Source organism: Bradyrhizobium sp. USDA 4461 (genome assembly GCF_054055655.1).
In genome coordinates, this window is record NZ_JBSRXM010000001.1 from 535,232 (window position 1) to 553,014 (window position 17,783).

Below are 17,783 nucleotides of genomic sequence, written 5' to 3' on the forward strand. Positions count from 1 at the left end.
CTGCCCCGCCGCTTCCGCGGAGGTCAGTCGAACTCGACCGGCTCGGCGCCGGGATAGGAATGGGCGACGAACTCGCAGAACGCGCGCGCCGCCGGAGACAGCTTCGCCTCGTTCTTCCAGGCCAACCCGACATCCATGGTGTGGACATCGTCGTCGAGGGTCTTGAGATCGATGCGATGTCCCTCCAGCGACCAGGGACGGTAGACCATGTCAGAAAGGATGGTGATCCCCATGCCGGTCGCGACCATGCTGCGCACCGCTTCGACCGACAGGGTGCGGAAGATGACGTTCGGCACATGCGCCGTATGTTGCCAATAACGCATCGCCGAACGCTCGGCTTCATCGACGGTCAGCATCAGATAGGGCTCGCTCGACAGGTCGGTCAGCTTGACGCTGTCCTTGCGCAGCAGCGGATGATTGACGCATGTCCACAGCCGGCGCGGCGAGCGCAGCAGCAGCCGCGAGCGGATCGAGTTGCGGTCGTGCAGGTTCGCGATCAGCATGATCGCCGCATCGACGCTGCCGCTGATCAGGCTCTGCTCGATCGCGTCGCGTTGAAACTCGTGCAGCCGGACCGTGATGCCCGGAAAGGACCGCCAGAACCGCGACAGCAGCGGCGGCAGGAAATATCCGGCGACGGTGTAACTCACGGCGACGTCGACGGTGCCGTCAACCTGTGTTCCCCAGCGATGCGGTCCCCGGATCGCGTCTGACACGCTCGCCTCGATGGCGCGGGCGCGCTGCAGGAATTCGTGGCCGTCAAAGGTCAGCGTCACGCCATTGGAATGGCGGTCGAACAGCTTGCGGCCGAGCTCGGCCTCGAGGGCCTTGATCGATGAGGTGACCGCCGACTGCGTCACGCTCAACGCGGCCGCGGCCGCCGAAACGCGTCCGCTCTCCGCCGTCGCGATAAAATGCCGAACCTGACGGAACGTCAGAGACATAAAATTTTCCGATATCAGCGAACGATATTTCGAATTTTACAATCCCGCGACGGAACGGAAAAATCAATCCGTTGGGTGCGGGCGAAAAGGCGTTGCGATGATGGCGGACGGTTTGGAATTGGTCGCGCGCGGTGTCAGCGTCCAATTCGAAGGCCTGAAAGCGCTGTCCGACGTGACATTGGCCATCCCGCGCGGGCGCATCACCGGACTGATCGGCCCCAATGGCGCCGGCAAAACCACCCTTATTAATGTGTTGACCGGCTTCCAGCCGGTCGGCGCCGGCACCGTGGAGCTCGAGGGCGAGACGCTCAACGGCATTGCGGCGCACAAATTGCGGCGCAAAGGCGTGGCGCGGACGTTCCAGTCGGGTCGACTTTTCCGCGATCTGCCGGTCATGGACAACCTGGAAGTGACCGGCGTCGGTCTCGGCCAGGGCCGGCCCGACGCGATCAGCGAAGCCGAGCGGGTCATGGCCTGGCTCGGCATCTCGCATCTCGCCAACACCATTGCGGGCGCGCTGCCCTATACGGACGAGCGCCGTGTTGCGATCGGCCGCGCCATCATGTGCACGCCGCGATATCTGTTGCTCGACGAACCGGCGGCGGGAATGTCGGAACTCGAGAGCCACGAGCTCGCCGCCATCATCCGGCGGATCGCAAGCGAGCTCAATGTCGGCGTGCTGCTGATCGAGCACAATATCGGCCTGGTGCTCGAGCTGTGCGAGCGCATCTTCGTGCTCGACTCCGGCGAGGTCATCGAAGTCGGCCCGCCCGCACAGATCCGCGACAGCGACGCGGTGCGGCATGCCTATATGGGCACGCAGCGCGACGAGTTGATTGCGCAGGTGACCGCCGACGTGGCTGTCGCATCATGACCGCACTCGCCGTCAATGACATCACGGTCAGCTATGGGCGCCTCACGGCGCTCCGCGGCGTGACATTGACGGTCGACGAGGGCGAGATCCTGTTCGTGACCGGCCCGAACGGCGCCGGCAAGTCGACGCTGCTCAACGCCATCGCGGGCGTCGTACCGCCCGGTTCCGGCTCGATCAAGATCGATGGCACGGAGATCACGGGTGCCGCACCCGAGGACATTGCCCGGCGTGGATTTTCGCTGGTGCCGGAGGGACGCAACGTCTTCGGCGCGCTGACGATCGAGGAAAATCTGAAGGTCGGCACCGGCATGCGGGCCGACCGCAAGACAATCGCAGGCGACCTTGATCAGGTCTACCAGGAATTCCCGATGCTGGCGGAGCGCCGCCACACCCCGGCGGGCATGCTCTCCGGCGGCCAGCAGCAGATGCTGGTGATCGGCCGCGCGCTGATGGCCGCGCCGCGCATCATGGCGATCGACGAACCATCGTTGGGCCTCGCGCCGAAGATCATCGACCAGGTCTACGAGATCCTGCTGCGGTTGCGGGCCCATCGCAGGCTCACGCTGCTGATCGTCGAACAGAGCTCGACACGCGCCATGATGACGGGCGGGCGGATGGTCCTGATCCGCGGCGGACGCATCGTGCTGGAGGGCCCCGCGGCCGAGATGGTCAGGGACGATCGCCTGAAGCAGACCTATTTCGGCTTCGGAGATCACTGAGATGCGCGAGCTGCTCCAGATCATCTTCGACGCGCTGAGCCTCGGCAGCCTCTATGCCCTCGGCGCGCTCGGCATCGCGCTGATCTTCGGCGTGATGCGGCTCGTGAATTTTGCCCACGGCGATTTCATCGCCTTTTGCGTCTTCGCGATGCTGTGGCCGTCGATCGACGCGGCGGCGATCGTGTTTGCCGGCCAGCTGCCGTTCTACGTGTTAATCCCGCTTCTGCTCTTGATCGGCGCCGCGCTGTCGATCCTGTCGGAGATCGTCGTATTCCGCCGCTTCCGCAACGCCAATCCGGCGACGATGATGATCGCATCCTTCGCGCTCGGTTTCGTCATCCGCCATCTGCTGCTGATGCTGTTTTCCAGCCGGCCGAAGTCGATCACGCTGTGGCCGAGCCTCGGCCTCCCGGTCGAGTTCCTCGGCGCCCACATCCCGATGCTCCAGGTCGTGACCATCATCATCACGCTGGCCGTGCTGGTGATCCTCGTGCTGTTCCTCAAGCGCACGCGCTACGGGCTCGAGATGCGCGCAGCCGCCGACAATTTCACCATGGCGCGCATGCTCGGGGTTCGCGCCAACGGCGTGATCCTGCTGGCTTTCGCCATCAGCGGCATGCTGGCGGCGGCGATCGGCCTGATCCTGGCGACCAATTCCGGCACCGCTGACATCGGCATGGGCGCCAATGTGATGCTGATCGCGTTCATCGCGACCGTGATCGGCGGCCTCGGCAGCATTCCCGGCGCCGTTGCCGCCGGCTTCCTGATCGGTGCGGCCAGCGTCGTGTTCCAGGCGACCCTGCCGCATGACGCCCGGGTGTTCCGCGACGCCTTCGTCTACGGCGCCGTCATCGTCGTCCTTCTGGTGCGGCCGCAGGGCCTGTTCGCACCGAAATCCGCCAAGCAGAGGGTCTGATCGATGTCGCAGCGGCCGTCCGTCATCCGGCAAACGATCATCACGCCGATCGTGCTGATCGTGGCGCTGCTCATCATGGCCGCCCTGTCCTATCAATTCGGCAGCCGGGCCTTCAACCGCACCGTGGTCGAGATGTTCATCAACATCATGGTGGTGGTCGGGCTCTACGTCTTCGTCGGGAATTCCGGCCTGCTGTCGTTCGGCCATATCAGCTTCATGTGCCTCGGCGCCTATATGACCGCCTGGCTCACCATTCCGCCGGTCATGAAGTCGATCACGCTCAAGGGCCTGCCGGGATGGCTGCTCCACACCCAACTGCCGATGTGGGTGGCAACGCCAATCTCGGGCCTGTTTGCGGCATTGTTCGCGCTGATCGTCGGGCGCGTCATCATGCGCCTGTCGGGTATTGCCGCCTCGATCGCGACCTTCGGCCTGCTCGGCGTCATCAACAATGTCTATTCGAACTGGGACTCGGTGACGGGCGGGCAAGGTTCGATCGTCGGCATTCCGCCCACCATGAACGTCTGGACCGGTTGGATCGGCGGCGCGGTGGCGATCGCGATCGCCTATCTCTATTCGATCTCGCGCTCGGGCCTCGCACTGCGCGCCACCCGCGATGAAGCGGTCGCAGCCAGTGCCTCCGGCATCGATATCGTCCGCGAGCGGCTGATCGCCTTCGTCGTCAGCGCCTTCATCATCGGGCTCGCCGGCGCGCTCTACGCGCATTTCCTGAGCATCGTCAATCCCGGCGCGTTCTATCTGCGGACCACCTTCATCACGCTGTCGATGCTGGTGGTCGGTGGCATGTACAGCCTCAGCGGAGCCGTGTCGGGCGTGGTCGCGATATCGGTGCTGATCGAGCTGTTCCGCGATCTCGAGAAGGGCGTCAGCCTCGGCGGGCACACCATCGGCCTGCCGAACGGCGTCCAGGAGATCGCGATCGGCATCATCACCATCGCGATCCTGATGTACCTCCCGATGGGATTGACCCGCAACCGGGAGTTCTCCTGGCGTCGATGGCCGCTGCAGCGGCGCCTGACACGGCCGGTCCAGACCGCACTGAAGGAACTGCACTGACGCTTGTTTGTACAATTGGAGGAGTGGGTTATGCGCGTTACGACATTACTCAGCATCTTGGCCGGAGCAGCCACGCTCTGGTTCACGCCGGCACGGGCAGCCGACGAGATCGTGGTCGGATTTGCCACCGCGGCATCCGGCTTCATGCAGGCCTACGACAAGCCGGCGCAGGACGCGGCGCTGATCCGGATCGATGAGATCAACAAGGCCGGCGGCCTGCTCGGCAAGAAGATCAAGCCGGTGTTTGCCGACACCAAGACCGACCAGGCCGAAGGCGCCAAGGCCGGTCTTGCGGTGCTCGACCAGGGCGCCGACCTCGTGATCGTCTCCTGCGACTATGATTTCGGCGCGCCCGCGGCGCTACAGGCGCAAGCCGCCGGCAAGGTGTCCTTCTTCCTCTGTGCCGAATCGATCAAGGCCGGAATCCCCGGCGTCGGCCCGTTCTCGTTCTCGGCCTCGGTGCTGGCGCCGGTGCAGGGCGCGACGATGTCGGAATGGGCCTACACCAAGAAGAACGCGCGCAGCTTCTACCGGCTGCTCGACAGCTGGACGGTCTACAACAAGGGCATTTGCGACGGCTTCGACTGGATGCTGCCGCGCCTGAAGGAGGCCAAGCTGGTCGGCAGCGACACCTTCAAGAACGACGATGCCTCGATCGCTTCGCAGATCACGCGGATCAAGAGCCTGCCGGCAGAACCTGACGCCATCATGCTGTGCACGATGATGCCGGGCGCCGTCTCCGCCATCAAGCAGATCCGCGCCGCCGGCATCAAGTCGATGATCCTCAACGGCTCGGGCGTCGACGGCAGCTACTGGATGAACGCCGTTCCGGACCTCTCGAACTTCTATGTGCCGGTGCAGGGCTCGGTCTATGGCGACGATCCCAACCCGAAGGTCAACGAGTTCAACAAGAAGTACAAGGAGGTCACCGGCGGCGACCCGTCCAGCCAGTACGTCTATCCGGGCTACGTCCTGATCGACGTCTGGGCCAAGGCGGTCGAACGCGCCAAGTCGACCGATGCGGTGGCGGTCGTGGCCGAGCTCGAGAAGATGAACAACGAGGCCACACTGTTCGGGCCGCGCACCTTCACCAAGGACATCCACCACCAGAACCAGGGCCGTTACCTGATCGTCGACACCGAGGCCGGCAAGCCGAAGGTGATCGACCAGTGGACGATCTCGGAGAAGATTCCACTGGATTATCTGGTGTCGAAATAAGCCGGCAACGCGCCGCACCGCGGCCGCACCTGCTGCGGACCGGGGCGGCGCAGCCTTCGTACTTTTGCAATGCTGCTGGAAGGAACCAAGGAGATGGTCGTGATCAACTGCGACATGGGCGAGGCCTACGGCCTCTACAAGATGGGCGACGACAAGGCATTGATGCCCCATATCGACGTCGCGAACGTCGCTTGCGGCTTTCATGCCTCCGACTTCAATCACATGCGCAAGACGGTGCAACTCGCCAGGCAGTTCGGCGTCAAGGTCGGCGCGCACCCCTCGCTGCCGGATCTGCAGGGCTTTGGCCGCCGCGAGATGAAGATCGACCGCGAGGAGCTGGCCAACTGCCTGCTCTACCAGATCGGCGCGCTCAAGGCGTTCCTCGATGCCGAAGGCATGCCGCTCAATCACATCAAGCCGCACGGTGCGCTCTACGGCATGGCCTCGCGCAACGAGGAGATCGCCGACGCCATCGCGGACGCCGCCGACGTCTACAAGGTTCCGCTGCTCGGCATGAAGGGAACGCTGCACCAGCAGGTCTACGAGCGGCGCGGCCACGCTTTCGTCGCCGAATATTACGCCGACCTCGACTACAATGGCGACGGCAGCCTGATCATCACCCGCGAGCACGAGGCCAAGGATCCGGCCGACGCTGCCACAAGGTGCGCAAGAGCGGTCAATGAGGGCAAGACGCGCACGGTGGCGGGAAACGATATCGTGGTCGGCGCCGATTCGATCTGCATCCACTCCGACACGCCGAATGCGGTCGCCATCGCCGAGGCCGTCCGCGAAGCGGTCCGCCCCTATCTCACCGCCCGCTGAACGGTCGCGGCAACGAAGCAAAGATTCTCAAAGAGGAAACCATGGCCACCCAGCAGATCTTCTCGCCGCTCCCGGGCATCTTTTATCGCAAGCCCGCGCCCGACAAGCCGGTCTACAAGAGCGACGGCGACGTCGTCGCCGAGAGCGACACGATCGGGCTCATCGAGGTGATGAAATCGTTCAATGAGGTGAAGGCCGGCGTCACCGGCAAGATCATTGGATTCCTGGTCGAGAACGAGGACGCCGTGATGGCCGGCCAGCCGATCGCCGAAGTCGACGTCTGACAAGCCATGGCGATCAAGAAGCTCCTCATAGCCAATCGCGGCGAGATCGCGGTGCGCATCATCCGCGCGGCGCGCGATCTCGGCATTGCGACCGTTCAGGTCTACAGCAAGGCCGACAAGGACTCGCTCGCGGTCCGGCTCGCCGATGAGGCGATCGATATCGGTCCGCCGCAGGCGTCGAAATCCTATCTCAACCAGGCGACCATCCTGGCGGCGGCGCAGAGCACCGGCGCCGATGCCATCCATCCCGGCTACGGCTTCCTGGCCGAGAATGCCGAGTTCGCGGCCGCGGTCGAAGCAGCCGGACTGGTCTTCGTCGGCCCGACCGCGCAATCGATCCGGCTGATGGGCGACAAGGTCGCGGCACGCGAGGCTGCGGCCTCGGCGGGCGTGCCGACCGTTCCCGGCAGCCAGGGGCGGCTGGAGTCGGCGGACGCAGCCTTCGCGCTGGTCGAGACAACCGGTTTCCCCGTGATGATCAAGGCCGCCGCCGGCGGTGGCGGACGCGGCATTCGCATCGCACGATCCGCGGAAGAATTCCATCATCTGATGCCGCAGGCGCAGGCCGAGGCGCTTGCGGCCTTCGGCGATGGTGGGCTCTACGTCGAAAAGCTGATCGAAGGCGCGCGGCATATCGAAGTGCAGGTCCTCGGCGACGGCCACGACGTGATCCATTGCTTCGAGCGGGAATGCTCGTTGCAGCGCCGCCGCCAGAAGGTCTGGGAAGAAGCCCCCTCGCCGTCACTGACCCAGGCCGTGCGCGAAAAGCTCTGCACCTCCGCGGTGGCACTGGCCAAGGCGGTGAACTACCGCGGCGCCGGGACGCTCGAATATCTCTACGACGATAGAACCGGCGAGTTCTACTTCCTCGAGATGAACACCCGCATCCAGGTCGAGCATCCCGTCACCGAAATGATCACCGGCATCGACCTCGTGCGCGAGATGATCCGGATCGCCGGCGGCGAGCCGTTGCGCATCCGCCAGGAGGAGGTGCGCGTCAGCGGCCATTCGATCGAGGTCCGCATCAATGCCGAGGACCCGGCCAGGAATTTCCTGCCCAATCCGGGAACGGTGAGCGGGCTCGGCGTACCCGGCGGCGACGGTGTGCGCTTCGACAGCATGCTCTATCAGGGCTACACGGTGCCGCCGTTCTACGACAGCCTGCTCGGCAAGCTGATCGTGCACGACAAGGACCGGCCGAGCGCCATCGCCAAGCTCGAGCGCGCGCTCGCCGAGCTCAATGTCGACGGCATCTTCACGACCAAGCCGCTGCACCAGGCGCTGGCGCGCGACGCCGACGTCAAGGCCGGACGCTTCCATACCGCATGGCTCGAGCCGTGGCTGGAGTCCCACGCCGCGGCCCTTGCCACCACCTCACCGCCATCGGCTGCAAAGGCCGCGTCATGATCATGAGACGATCCGCCCCGTCAGCAACAGGAGGCCGCTAGTCATGCAAACCCGATTTTCCTTCGGCGGCGACGAGCACATCTTCGCCGAGGTCGGCGAGGCAATGTCGCTCGAGGCCTTTTTCAAGAGCCTCTTCATCACCAATGCGGTACGCGACGCCAGGATCAAGGGCGTCACCGAGATCTGTCCGGCCAACGCCTCCTATCAGGTCAAGTTCGATCCCGACCAGATCAAGCCCGACGATCTGCTCACCGAGCTGAAGCGGCTGGATTCCGCATCCGAGAAGTCGGAGCCGGTGATCAAGACGCGGATCATCGAGATCCCCGTGCTCTACAACGATCCCTGGACCCACGAGACACTGATGCGCTTCCGCGAGCGGCATCAGAATCCTGAAGGCACCGACCTCGAATACGCCGCCCGCATCAACGGCCTCGACAGCGTCGACGCCTTCATCAAGGCGCATTCCAGTGCGCCCTGGTTCGTCTCGATGGTCGGCTTCGTCGCCGGACTGCCCTTCCTCTACCAGATGGTCGAGCGAAAGCGGCAGCTGCAGGCGCCGAAATATCTGCGCCCGCGCACCGACACGCCGAAACTCACCGTCGGGCATGGCGGATGCTTCAGCTGCATCTACTCGGTGCGTGGGGCCGGCGGCTATCAGATGTTCGGCATCACGCCGATGCCGATCTATGATCCCAACCAGAGCATCAGCTATCTGCGCGACTTCATGTGCCTGTTCAAGCCGGGCGACATCGTGAAGTGGAAGCCCATCGACCGGGCGGCCTATGACGCCGCGGTCGCCGATGTCGACGCCGGGCGTTTTGCTCCAATCATCCGTGATGTCTCGTTCTCGCTGACCGAGTTCAACCGCGACATCGATGGCTATAACAGCAAGCTCGATGGAGTTCTCCATGGCCGTTAAGGTTTTGAAGCCGGGTCTTGCGACCACCGTGCAGGACCTCGGACGTCCCGGCTATTATCACATCGGCATCCCGCTCTCCGGCGGCATGGACCGTCACGCACTGGTCGCCGCCAACCTCCTGGTCGGCAACGAGGCGGGCGCGGCCGTGCTTGAAGCCGTGTTCATGGGACCCGAGCTCGAGTTCACCGAGGACGCGATCGTCGCAATCACCGGCGCGGAGCTGCCGCCGAAGCTCGACGGCGAGCCGCGCGAGACCTGGACCAGCTTCAAGGTGAAACGCGGCCAGATCCTTTCCTTCGACTTCCTCAAGCAGGGCGCGCGCGGCTACATCGCCGTCGCCGGCGGCATCGATGTGCCCGTGGTGCTCGGCTCGCGCTCGACCTATGCGCTCGGCGCGCTCGGCGGCTTCAAGGGCCGCAAGCTCGAGGCCGGCGACGAACTGCCGGTCGGCAAGGCCGCCGTGACCGTCAAGGACGGCCGCGCCGTTGCCAGGGAATTGCGCGGGCAACCGGCGGGTATGCCGACGGAACTGCGCGCAATGCCCGGCCTCTATTGGCACCGCATCACCGAGGCGGCCGGCACGGGGTTCTTCTCCGACACCTGGAAGGTCGCGCCGGAAGCGGACCGGATCGGCTACCGCTTCAAGGGCGGCAAGCCGCTCGAATTCGTGCCGCGCGAACCGCCGTTCGGCGCCGGCTCCGATCCGTCCAACATCACCGACGCCTGCTATCCCTACGGCTCGATCCAGGTTCCCGGCGGCACCGAGCCGATCGTGCTGCATCGTGACGCCGTCTCCGGCGGCGGCTACTTCATGGTCGGCACCGTGATCGCCGCCGATATGGATCTGATCGGCCAGCTGCAACCCAACACGCCGGTGAAGTTCGTCAAGGTCGACATGAACGAGGCGCTCGCGGCCCGCAAAAGCCGCTCGGAGTTGCTCGGCAGGCTGCACAGCGCACTGGCATAATTGCCAGTCACCTGCCCTGTTCGCCAAGTCCGCGGTCATCGATTGGTGACCGCGCATGATCATGTCCTGCGCTTCGGCCGTCGGTTGCGGCCTCTCATGTCTGAAATCGGCATCACGGCGACGTCCCGGCCTGTCGGCACGAGAGTTGCAATGAATACCGCCGGGCTGAGGGGCGCCGCTCATGGGTTAGGCAACATCGGAGCAACCGCGATGTCCGTTTCTCTGAAACAAATCCGCTACTTTGTCGCCGCCGCCGAGACCGGTCGGATCAGCCAGGCGGCGATCGACCTCAATGTTTCGCAATCCGCGGTCACTGCGGCCATTCAGCAGCTCGAAGCAACCGTCTGCGCGCGCCTGCTGGAACGCACGCCGAACGGTGTGACCGTCACCATGGAGGGCAGCCGGTTCCTGTCCCAGGGCCGTCAAATCCTCGCCACTGTCGCGGAAGCGGTGCGCAGCACGCAGATGGCCGCCGGGCCCTTGTTCGGGACGATCCGCATCGGCGTCACCTATACCGTGTCGGGCTACTTCCTGCCGCGCCATCAGATGCGCTTCCAGGCGAGCTTCCCCGGCATCACGATCGAGCTGTTCGAGGCACCGCGCGACGTGCTCGAACGCGCGCTGGTCGACGGCGCGCTCGATCTCGCGGTGATGCTGGTTTCCAATTTGCGCGACAACGCCAAACTCACCAGCGAGACGTTGCTGCGATCGCCGCGCCGGCTGTGGCTGGCGCCGGAGCATCCGCTGACCCGCGCCGAGCGGGTTCATCTCGCCGAGATCGCGACCTATCCCTACGTCATGCTCACCGTCGACGAGGCCAAGCACACCTCGATGCGCTACTGGAGCAACGCCTCGCTCGAGCCGAAGACGATCTTCCGCACGTCCTCGGTCGAAGCCGTGCGCTCGATGGTCGCAGGCGGCATGGGGATCGCCATCCTCTCCGACCTGATCTACCGGCCCTGGTCGCTGGAAGGGCAGCGGATCGAGACCCGCGTCGTCGAGGACGAGGTGCCCAGCATGGACATCGGCCTGGCCTGGCGTCGCGACACCAAGCCGTCGGACGCCGCGACGGCATTCCGCGATTTCATGCGCTTTGCGGTTGCCGGCGTGGGGCCGGGCCGACCGCCAGTCAGCATGGACCACCGGCACCAGGCCCAGGAGGCGATCGAAATCTAGAATATCTGTTTCCGTTTTATTCGACTTGACGCCGTCCGGCAGTCCTCGCCAAACTTTGAGCAGGGGACGCGATGACCGGAGGCACAGCCGGCGGCGGGGAGTGAGACATGCAAGTCACCTACACGACCAACGACATCCCGTTGCAGAGCCGCCGCCAGTACTGGCAGGAGGTGGTCTCCCGAACCTATTACTCGCTCGACCTGCGCTTCCCGAGCACGCGCGACTTCAATGCGCGCCTCGGTGCCTGGTCGATGGGTCCCCTCTCGGTCTCGCGCAACATTGCAAACGGCCTGCTTTACAAGCGGCATGAGCGGCATCTGCTGAGCGAGCGGGAGGAATCCTTCCTGATCACGGTGCCGGAGCTTGCCGAAATCCGCTTCGAGCAGGACGGCAAGGTGGTGCACTGCCGGCCCGGCGCGTTCCTGATCGAGCGCAGCCATCTGCCCTACGAGTTCAGCCATCAGGATCCGACGGCGCTGTGGTGTTTGAAGATCCCGAGCGCGGTGCTGCGCGGGCGCATCACCCGCCCCGAGCGACTCGCGACGCTGCAGTTCGACGCCAGCCGCAGCGTCGGCGCGCTGTTCGTCGACACGCTGCGGCTCTCCGCCGAGCGGATCGAGGAAATGGACGAGACGGCGCGCGCGATGGTGGGCAAGCACCTGATCGAGCTGCTTGCGATGGCCATCGAATCCGACGACCGCGTGCTGACCGGCCATTCGTCCTCGGTGCGCAACGGCCATCTGCTGCGCTGCGAGCAGTTCATTCGCACCCGCCTCGACGACATGCGGCTGACGCCGCAGATGATCGCCGATGGCTGCGGCATTTCGCTGCGCTATCTGCACCAGATCTTCGAAGGCGAAGGCCTGACCGTCTGCGCCTATATCCGCAACCAGCGACTGTCGATGTGCGACGCCCTGCTGCGCGATGCAAGCTGCCGCAAGAGCATTTCGGAGATCGCCTATCAATGGGGCTTTGCCGACCAGGCGCAGTTCAGCCGCAATTATCGCGGCCGGTTCGGCTGCACCCCCAGTGAGGCGCGTGCCACCTCGCGCGCCGCCAACGCCTGACGGCGGCATCAGCCGCCTGATCGTTTCCTAGGCATCCCGCCGCCGGTCCGGGCACGTGTGCCCCCCTGCGGCTGCGCTCTCTCGCACAAATCTTCCTGCGCTCAGCGTCAAGAAGGCAAGCCGCCGCTCTGCCTAAGATCGGCGAAACGCTTGTTCGAAAGGAAGACGCATGGTGCAGGACCTTCGTGTGGCTGTCGATGTCGGGGGCACGTTCACCGACATCTGCATTATGGACGAGACCACCGGTCTCATCCGCATCGAAAAGACCTCCTCCACGCGCGATCCGATCGACGGGATCATGGGCGGCGTGTCCAAGGCCGGTATCGACCTGTCCAGGGTGGCGCTGTTCTCGCACGGCACGACGGTTGCCACCAACGCGCTGATCACGCGCCGCCTGCCGCGCACCGCCGTCGTCACTACCAAGGGGTTCCGCGACGTCATCGAGATCCGCCGCGCCAACAAGGAAGACCTCTGGGACACCTACAAGGACGTGGTCCGGCCCTATGTGCCGCGGCGCGACCGCCTGACCGTCCCCGAGCGCGTGGATGCTGCAGGCACCGTGATCGAGCCGCTCGACCTCGACGCCGCGCGCAACGTCGCGCGCATCCTCAAGCGTCGCGGCGTCGCCGCCGTCGCCGTCTGTTTCATGAACGCCTATCTCAACGGCGCCAATGAGCGCGCCATGCGCGACATCCTGCTGGCGGAGATGCCTGATATTCCGGTCTCGATCTCCTCGCAGGTGCTTCCCGAGATCTTCGAGCATGAGCGGTTCTCGACCACGGTCGCCAATGCGGTGGTGAGCCCGGTCGTCGTCAACTACACGAGCCGGCTCGGCGAACGCTTGGCGCAGGAAGGCTACAGCCGCGATCTGCTGCTGCTGCACACCGGCGGCGGCGTGATGACGCCGGCGAGCGTGAAGGATTTCGCGGCGCGCCTGGCTGGCTCCGGCATCGCCGCCGGCGCCATCGCCAGCCGCTATATCGCCGGCCTCTGCGGCTTCCCCAACTCGATCGGCCTCGACATGGGCGGCACCTCCACCGACGTGTCGCTGGCCTATGAGGGGCAGTCGCGCATCACCAAGGATTGGCACATCGAATTCGGCTATCCGATCCGCTTTGCCTCGATCGAAGTGCTCACCATCGGCGCCGGCGGCGGCTCGCTGGCGTGGACGGACCCGGCCGGCTCGCTGCGCAACGGACCGCAATCGGCCGGCGCGCACCCGGGACCGGCCTGCTATGGCAACGGCAATACGCAGCCGACCAACACCGACGCCAATGTGACGCTGGGCCGGCTCGGCACCGACCTCGCCGGCGGCAAGGTCAAGCTCGACCCCGCATTGGCTGAGCAGGCGGTCGAAGACGGCGTTGCAAAGCCGTTCGGCCTCGGCCTGCACGAAGCCGCCGACGCGATCGTCAAGGTCGCCAATGCCAACATGTCGGACGCGGTGCGGCTGATCTCGATCAGCCGCGGCTACGATCCGCGCGACTTTGCCCTGGTCGCATTCGGGGGCGCCGGCGCCCTGCATGGCGTCGACGTCGCGCGCGATCTTTCGATTCCTGTTGTGATCGTGCCGCCCAATCCCGGCGTGACCTCCGCGCTCGGCTGCCTGCTCGTCGACGTGCAGCACGATTTCTCGCAGAGCTGCATGGTCGATGCGGCCGACGCCGACGCCGCCGAGATCGAGGCGCAATTCGCGGAGCTCGAGAAGGCGGCGCTGGCACGGCTGACCCATGAGGGCGTCGCGCAGCAGGACATCGTGTTGCAGCGCTCGATCGACATGATGTATCGCGGCCAGTGGCGTTCGCTCGCGGTGAGCGCGCCGCGTCCGATCGCAGCGATTTCCGACCTGGTGCAGAGTTTCCACGCCGAACACCAGCGCGAATACAATTTCCGCCGCGACAGCGCGCCGGTCTCCTTCTTCCGTCTCAATCTGAAGGCCGTGGGCGTGGTTCCCAAGGCCGAGTTCGCCATTCACACGCCGACTGGCGCTAGCCCCGGGCCGGTCAGCCGCCGCAGGGTCTGGTTCGAGGGCAGCGGGCTCGATACGCCCGTCTATCAGCGCGACGACCTGCCCTGCGGCTTCTCCTTTCAAGGCCCCGCGATCATCGAGCAGGTCGATGCGACCACCGTCGTGCCGCCCGGCGCCAGCGCCGAGGTCGACAAATATCTCAACATCATCATCCGCGTGAAGGAGTGAGCCATGACCGGAGCTCTCCCGCTCGACCCCGTGACCTTCGAGGTTCTGAAGAACTCCTTCATCACCAGCGTCGACCAGATGGGCGAGCAGGTGTTGCGAACCTGCTACTCCTTCGTGATTTACAATCGCGATTTCTCAAGCGCGCTGCATGACGCCAATGGCGAATGCGCCGCGCAAGGCAACCAGGACATCGCGGTTCACGTCGGCACGCTGCATTTCACCTGCAAGGACGTCATGCGCCATTTCGAAGGCGACATGCATGAGGGCGACGTCTTCGCCATCAACGATCCTTATGCCGGCGGCACCCATTTCTCCGACGTGCGGCTGATCCGTCCGATCTTCGCCGACGGCAAGATCATCGCCTTCAGCCAGTCCAACGGACACTGGTCTGATGTCGGCGGCAGCGTGCCGGGATCGTTCGACGTCGCCGCCCGCGAGATGTTCCGCGAGGGCCTGCGCATCACGCCGGTCCGCCTGTTCGACAAGAATGGCTTGCGCAAGGACGTCGCGCATCTGATCGCGTCCAACACGCGCGACCCGGCCTCGATCATCGGCGACATCCAGGCCCAGGCCGAAGCCACCGCGGTGTGCGAACGCGAGATCCTGCGCCTGGTCGGCAAATACGGCCGCGATACGGTCGAGACCGGGCTTGCCGCCGTGCAGGATTACGTCGAGCGCTCGGCACGCCAGCGCATCGCAGCGCTCCCCGACGGCGAATGGGAGACAGTCGACTTCATCGACCGCGATCCGGCCGGCGGCGAAGGCATGATCCCGATCCGCATCAAGCTGACGATCAAGGGCGACCGCGCGATCTACGACTTCACCGGCAGCCACCCGACGATCGGCTCGATCTACAACTCGGCGTTCGGCGCGACCTTCTCCGCCGTTGCCGCCGGCATGAAGACCTTCTTCCCGGATCTGCCGCTCAATTCGGGCTTCTATCGCTGCTTCGAGATCATCGCCCCCGAAGGCTCGATCGTCGACGCCAAATGGCCGATTGCGGTCACCGGCTTCCTGATGCCGTTCGAAAAGATCATGAACTCGATCTACGAGATGTGGTCGAAGCTGATGCCGGAGCGCGCGCTCGCCTGCGCCTTCAATCTCGAATATCTGCTGACCGGCGGCCTCGACGCCCGCAGTTCCGACAAGCCGATCTTCATGTTCTACGACTGGCTGCCCGGCGGCTGGGGCGGACGCAACGGCAAGGACGGCAGCAACGTCACGACTGCCTGCTTCGGCACCGGGTTGATGTCGCAGCCGGTCGAGGGCCAGGAGCGCGCCAACCCGATCCTGACCACCGAATGCGAGATCCTCAGGGATTCGCCCGGTCCCGGCAAATGGCGCGGCGGCGCCGGCGTCATGAAGACGTCGCGGATGCTGCAGGCCGAGAAGACCGTGATTTCCTATATCTGCGACCGCGAACGCGCCATCGTGTGGGGCATCGAGGGCGGCCTGCCGTCGATGCCGCATGGCCTGACCCTGAAGCGCGCCGGCAGCACGGCCGAGGAACGGCTCGGCTCGATCTTCTCGGATGTCCCGATCGGCGAAGGCGACATCTTCTCGCGTCCGACCGCCGGCGGCGGCGGCTTTGGCGACCCGCTGGAGCGCGATCCGAACCTCGTGATCGAGGACATCAAAGACGACTATGTGTCGGTCGCGCGCGCCGCCAAGGACTATGGCGTCGTGGTGCACACCATCGACGCCGAGCTCTGCAGCTACGAGGTCGACAAGGTTGCGACCGAGGCGCTGCGCGCAAAAATCCGCGCCGAGCGCGTTGCCAATGTGCGGCTCGATCCCGAGAAGGTGGCGCAGCGCTACCGGAGCGGCGAGATCGACGCGCTCGACGTGATCCGCAGCCACGCGGTGATCCTCGACTGGGGCACCGGCGCCTTGCTTCCCGAGTCCACCCGTCAATTCCGCGAGGCATTCGAGCGGCGCTCGGTCGCGATGTGGAAACCGGGCTGATTGCCATCGACGTCGGCGCCGCCGTCAGCGGCGCGGACTGTCTATCCAGAGAGGATTCGAAATCACCGCCCCCTGCAGTTTCATTCGAACCATGAGGATTGCGCTATGACGACGATCACGACGTGCCTTGCTCCCAACCGACAATGGCCGATCCGCTCCGTGCTCGGCATCGCCGCCGGCCTCGCGCTTGCCAGCGCCGTCACTCCGGCACTGGCAGCGGCCGAGACGCCGTGGTTTCCCATGAAGGTATACGATGCGTCATCCGGCACGCCGAAGCCTGCCGAATACACGCCGCTGCCGAAAGCCGAGAAGCCCTACAAGCTCTGTGTGCTGTTTCCGCACATGAAGGACAGTTTCTGGGTCGCCGTCGCCTACGGCATCGTGAAGCAGGCCGAGACGATGAACGTCAACATGAACCTCTACGAGGCCGGAGGTTACGAGAACCTGCCCAAGCAGCTGTCGCAATTCGATGACTGCATGGCGAGCGGGCCGGACGCGATCATCGTCGGCGCCATCTCCGGTGCGGGCCTCAGCAAGAAGTTCGAGGAAGCCAAGGCCAAGGGCGTGCCGGTGGTCGGCGTCACCAACCCGCTGCCGCCCAATGCGCTGCCCGCGGCCAACTATGTCGACTTCGTCGCCATGGGCGAGGTCACCGGCGACGGCCTGCTGGCGCAGACCAAGCCCGGCGACAAGCTCAACATCGTGACGTTCCCCGGTCCGGCCGGCTCGGGCTGGGCGGAGTCGTTCAATGAGGGCTTCAAGAAGGCCGTCGCCAAGAACCCGAACGCCAAGATCCTGGCTGAGAAGTTCGGCGACTCCGGCGTCGCCGTGCAGCTTCAGCTGATCCAGGATGCGTTGCAGGCCTATCCCGGCATGAACGTGATCTGGGGCACCGCCCCCACCGCCGAGGCCGCCATCGGCGCGGTGGCCGAGGCCGGCCGAAGCGATCTGAAGATCGTGTCGTCCTACGAGAACCAGGCCATGCTCGACGCGCTGAACCGCGGCGACATCCTCGCCTTTGCGACCCAATATCCGGTCGGCGAAGGCGCCATCGCGATCGACCAGGCGGTGCGTCTCATCGAGAAGAAGCCGGTCATGAGCCTGGTCCAGCCGGTGGCCGCGGTGATCGACAAGACCACCGTGCCGAAATTGCAGATGGATCTCGTGCTGGCGCCGGCAAGCTGGACGCCGGTCTACTCGGTCAAGGCCAAGTAACTGATCAAGAGCCGGC

The 17,783-nt window shown here is 65.0% G+C and carries 16 protein-coding genes; 15 read left to right on the plus strand and 1 reads right to left on the minus strand.

The window, feature by feature from the left end:
* Window positions 1–23 precede the first annotated feature (23 nt).
* Window positions 24–944 (minus strand): LysR substrate-binding domain-containing protein, encoded by a 921-nt coding sequence (locus ACVINW_RS02590; protein WP_456749855.1) that lies wholly within the window; start codon window positions 942–944, stop codon window positions 24–26.
* A 100-nt stretch (window positions 945–1,044) separates the two neighbouring features.
* On the opposite strand from ACVINW_RS02590, the gene ACVINW_RS02595 reads away from it, so the two are divergent.
* The 15 genes from ACVINW_RS02595 (at window position 1,045) to torT (ending at window position 17,767) form a co-directional block, all read left to right on the plus strand.
* A complete protein-coding gene (locus tag ACVINW_RS02595) occupies window positions 1,045–1,818 on the plus strand; it encodes an ABC transporter ATP-binding protein (protein WP_456749856.1) in 774 nt (257 codons plus the stop codon).
* Window positions 1,815–2,537 carry an ABC transporter ATP-binding protein gene (locus tag ACVINW_RS02600; protein WP_456749857.1) on the plus strand — a complete coding sequence of 241 codons (723 nt, stop codon included), beginning with the start codon at window positions 1,815–1,817 and terminating at the stop codon, window positions 2,535–2,537. Before ACVINW_RS02595 ends, ACVINW_RS02600 begins: the two co-directional genes overlap by 4 nt.
* Window position 2,538: 1 nt before the next feature.
* Window positions 2,539–3,453, plus strand: a complete 915-nt coding sequence (locus ACVINW_RS02605) for a branched-chain amino acid ABC transporter permease (protein WP_456749858.1) — start codon at window positions 2,539–2,541, stop codon at window positions 3,451–3,453.
* A gap of 3 nt (window positions 3,454–3,456) precedes the next feature.
* A complete protein-coding gene (locus ACVINW_RS02610; protein WP_456749859.1) occupies window positions 3,457–4,530 on the plus strand; it encodes a branched-chain amino acid ABC transporter permease in 1,074 nt (357 codons plus the stop codon).
* A 30-nt stretch (window positions 4,531–4,560) separates the two neighbouring features.
* Window positions 4,561–5,748, plus strand: a complete 1,188-nt coding sequence (locus ACVINW_RS02615) for an ABC transporter substrate-binding protein (protein ID WP_456749860.1) — start codon at window positions 4,561–4,563, stop codon at window positions 5,746–5,748.
* 93 nt (window positions 5,749–5,841) lie between these two features.
* Window positions 5,842–6,570, plus strand: a complete 729-nt coding sequence (locus ACVINW_RS02620) for a LamB/YcsF family protein (protein ID WP_456749861.1) — start codon at window positions 5,842–5,844, stop codon at window positions 6,568–6,570.
* Window positions 6,571–6,611: 41 nt separating this feature from the next.
* Window positions 6,612–6,854 (plus strand): acetyl-CoA carboxylase, encoded by a 243-nt coding sequence (locus ACVINW_RS02625; protein WP_456749862.1) that lies wholly within the window; start codon window positions 6,612–6,614, stop codon window positions 6,852–6,854.
* Window positions 6,855–6,860: 6 nt separating this feature from the next.
* The gene (locus ACVINW_RS02630) at window positions 6,861–8,261 is read left to right on the plus strand and encodes an acetyl-CoA carboxylase biotin carboxylase subunit (RefSeq protein WP_456749863.1); all 1,401 of its coding nucleotides are present in this window, start codon (window positions 6,861–6,863) and stop codon (window positions 8,259–8,261) included.
* A gap of 43 nt (window positions 8,262–8,304) precedes the next feature.
* Window positions 8,305–9,180, plus strand: a complete 876-nt coding sequence (locus ACVINW_RS02635; protein WP_456749864.1) for a 5-oxoprolinase subunit B family protein — start codon at window positions 8,305–8,307, stop codon at window positions 9,178–9,180.
* Window positions 9,170–10,147 (plus strand): 5-oxoprolinase subunit C family protein, encoded by a 978-nt coding sequence (locus tag ACVINW_RS02640; RefSeq protein ID WP_456749865.1) that lies wholly within the window; start codon window positions 9,170–9,172, stop codon window positions 10,145–10,147. The genes ACVINW_RS02635 and ACVINW_RS02640 overlap by 11 nt, the downstream gene beginning before the upstream one ends.
* 210 nt (window positions 10,148–10,357) lie before the next feature.
* On the plus strand, window positions 10,358–11,323 hold the full coding sequence (locus tag ACVINW_RS02645; RefSeq protein ID WP_456749866.1) for a LysR family transcriptional regulator: 966 nt from the start codon (window positions 10,358–10,360) through the stop codon (window positions 11,321–11,323).
* Between the two features lie 107 nt (window positions 11,324–11,430).
* Window positions 11,431–12,390: an AraC-like ligand-binding domain-containing protein gene (locus ACVINW_RS02650; RefSeq protein WP_456749867.1), complete on the plus strand. Its 960-nt coding sequence runs from the start codon at window positions 11,431–11,433 to the stop codon at window positions 12,388–12,390.
* 172 nt (window positions 12,391–12,562) lie between these two features.
* Entirely contained in the window at window positions 12,563–14,587 is a 2,025-nt protein-coding gene (locus tag ACVINW_RS02655) for a hydantoinase/oxoprolinase family protein (protein WP_456749868.1), read from the plus strand.
* Between the two features lie 3 nt (window positions 14,588–14,590).
* Window positions 14,591–16,552, plus strand: a complete 1,962-nt coding sequence (locus ACVINW_RS02660; RefSeq protein WP_456749869.1) for a hydantoinase B/oxoprolinase family protein — start codon at window positions 14,591–14,593, stop codon at window positions 16,550–16,552.
* Window positions 16,553–16,657: 105 nt separating this feature from the next.
* Complete coding sequence (torT, locus tag ACVINW_RS02665) at window positions 16,658–17,767, plus strand: TMAO reductase system periplasmic protein TorT (protein ID WP_456749870.1); 1,110 nt, start codon at window positions 16,658–16,660, stop codon at window positions 17,765–17,767.
* The last annotated feature ends 16 nt before the right edge of the window (window positions 17,768–17,783 follow it).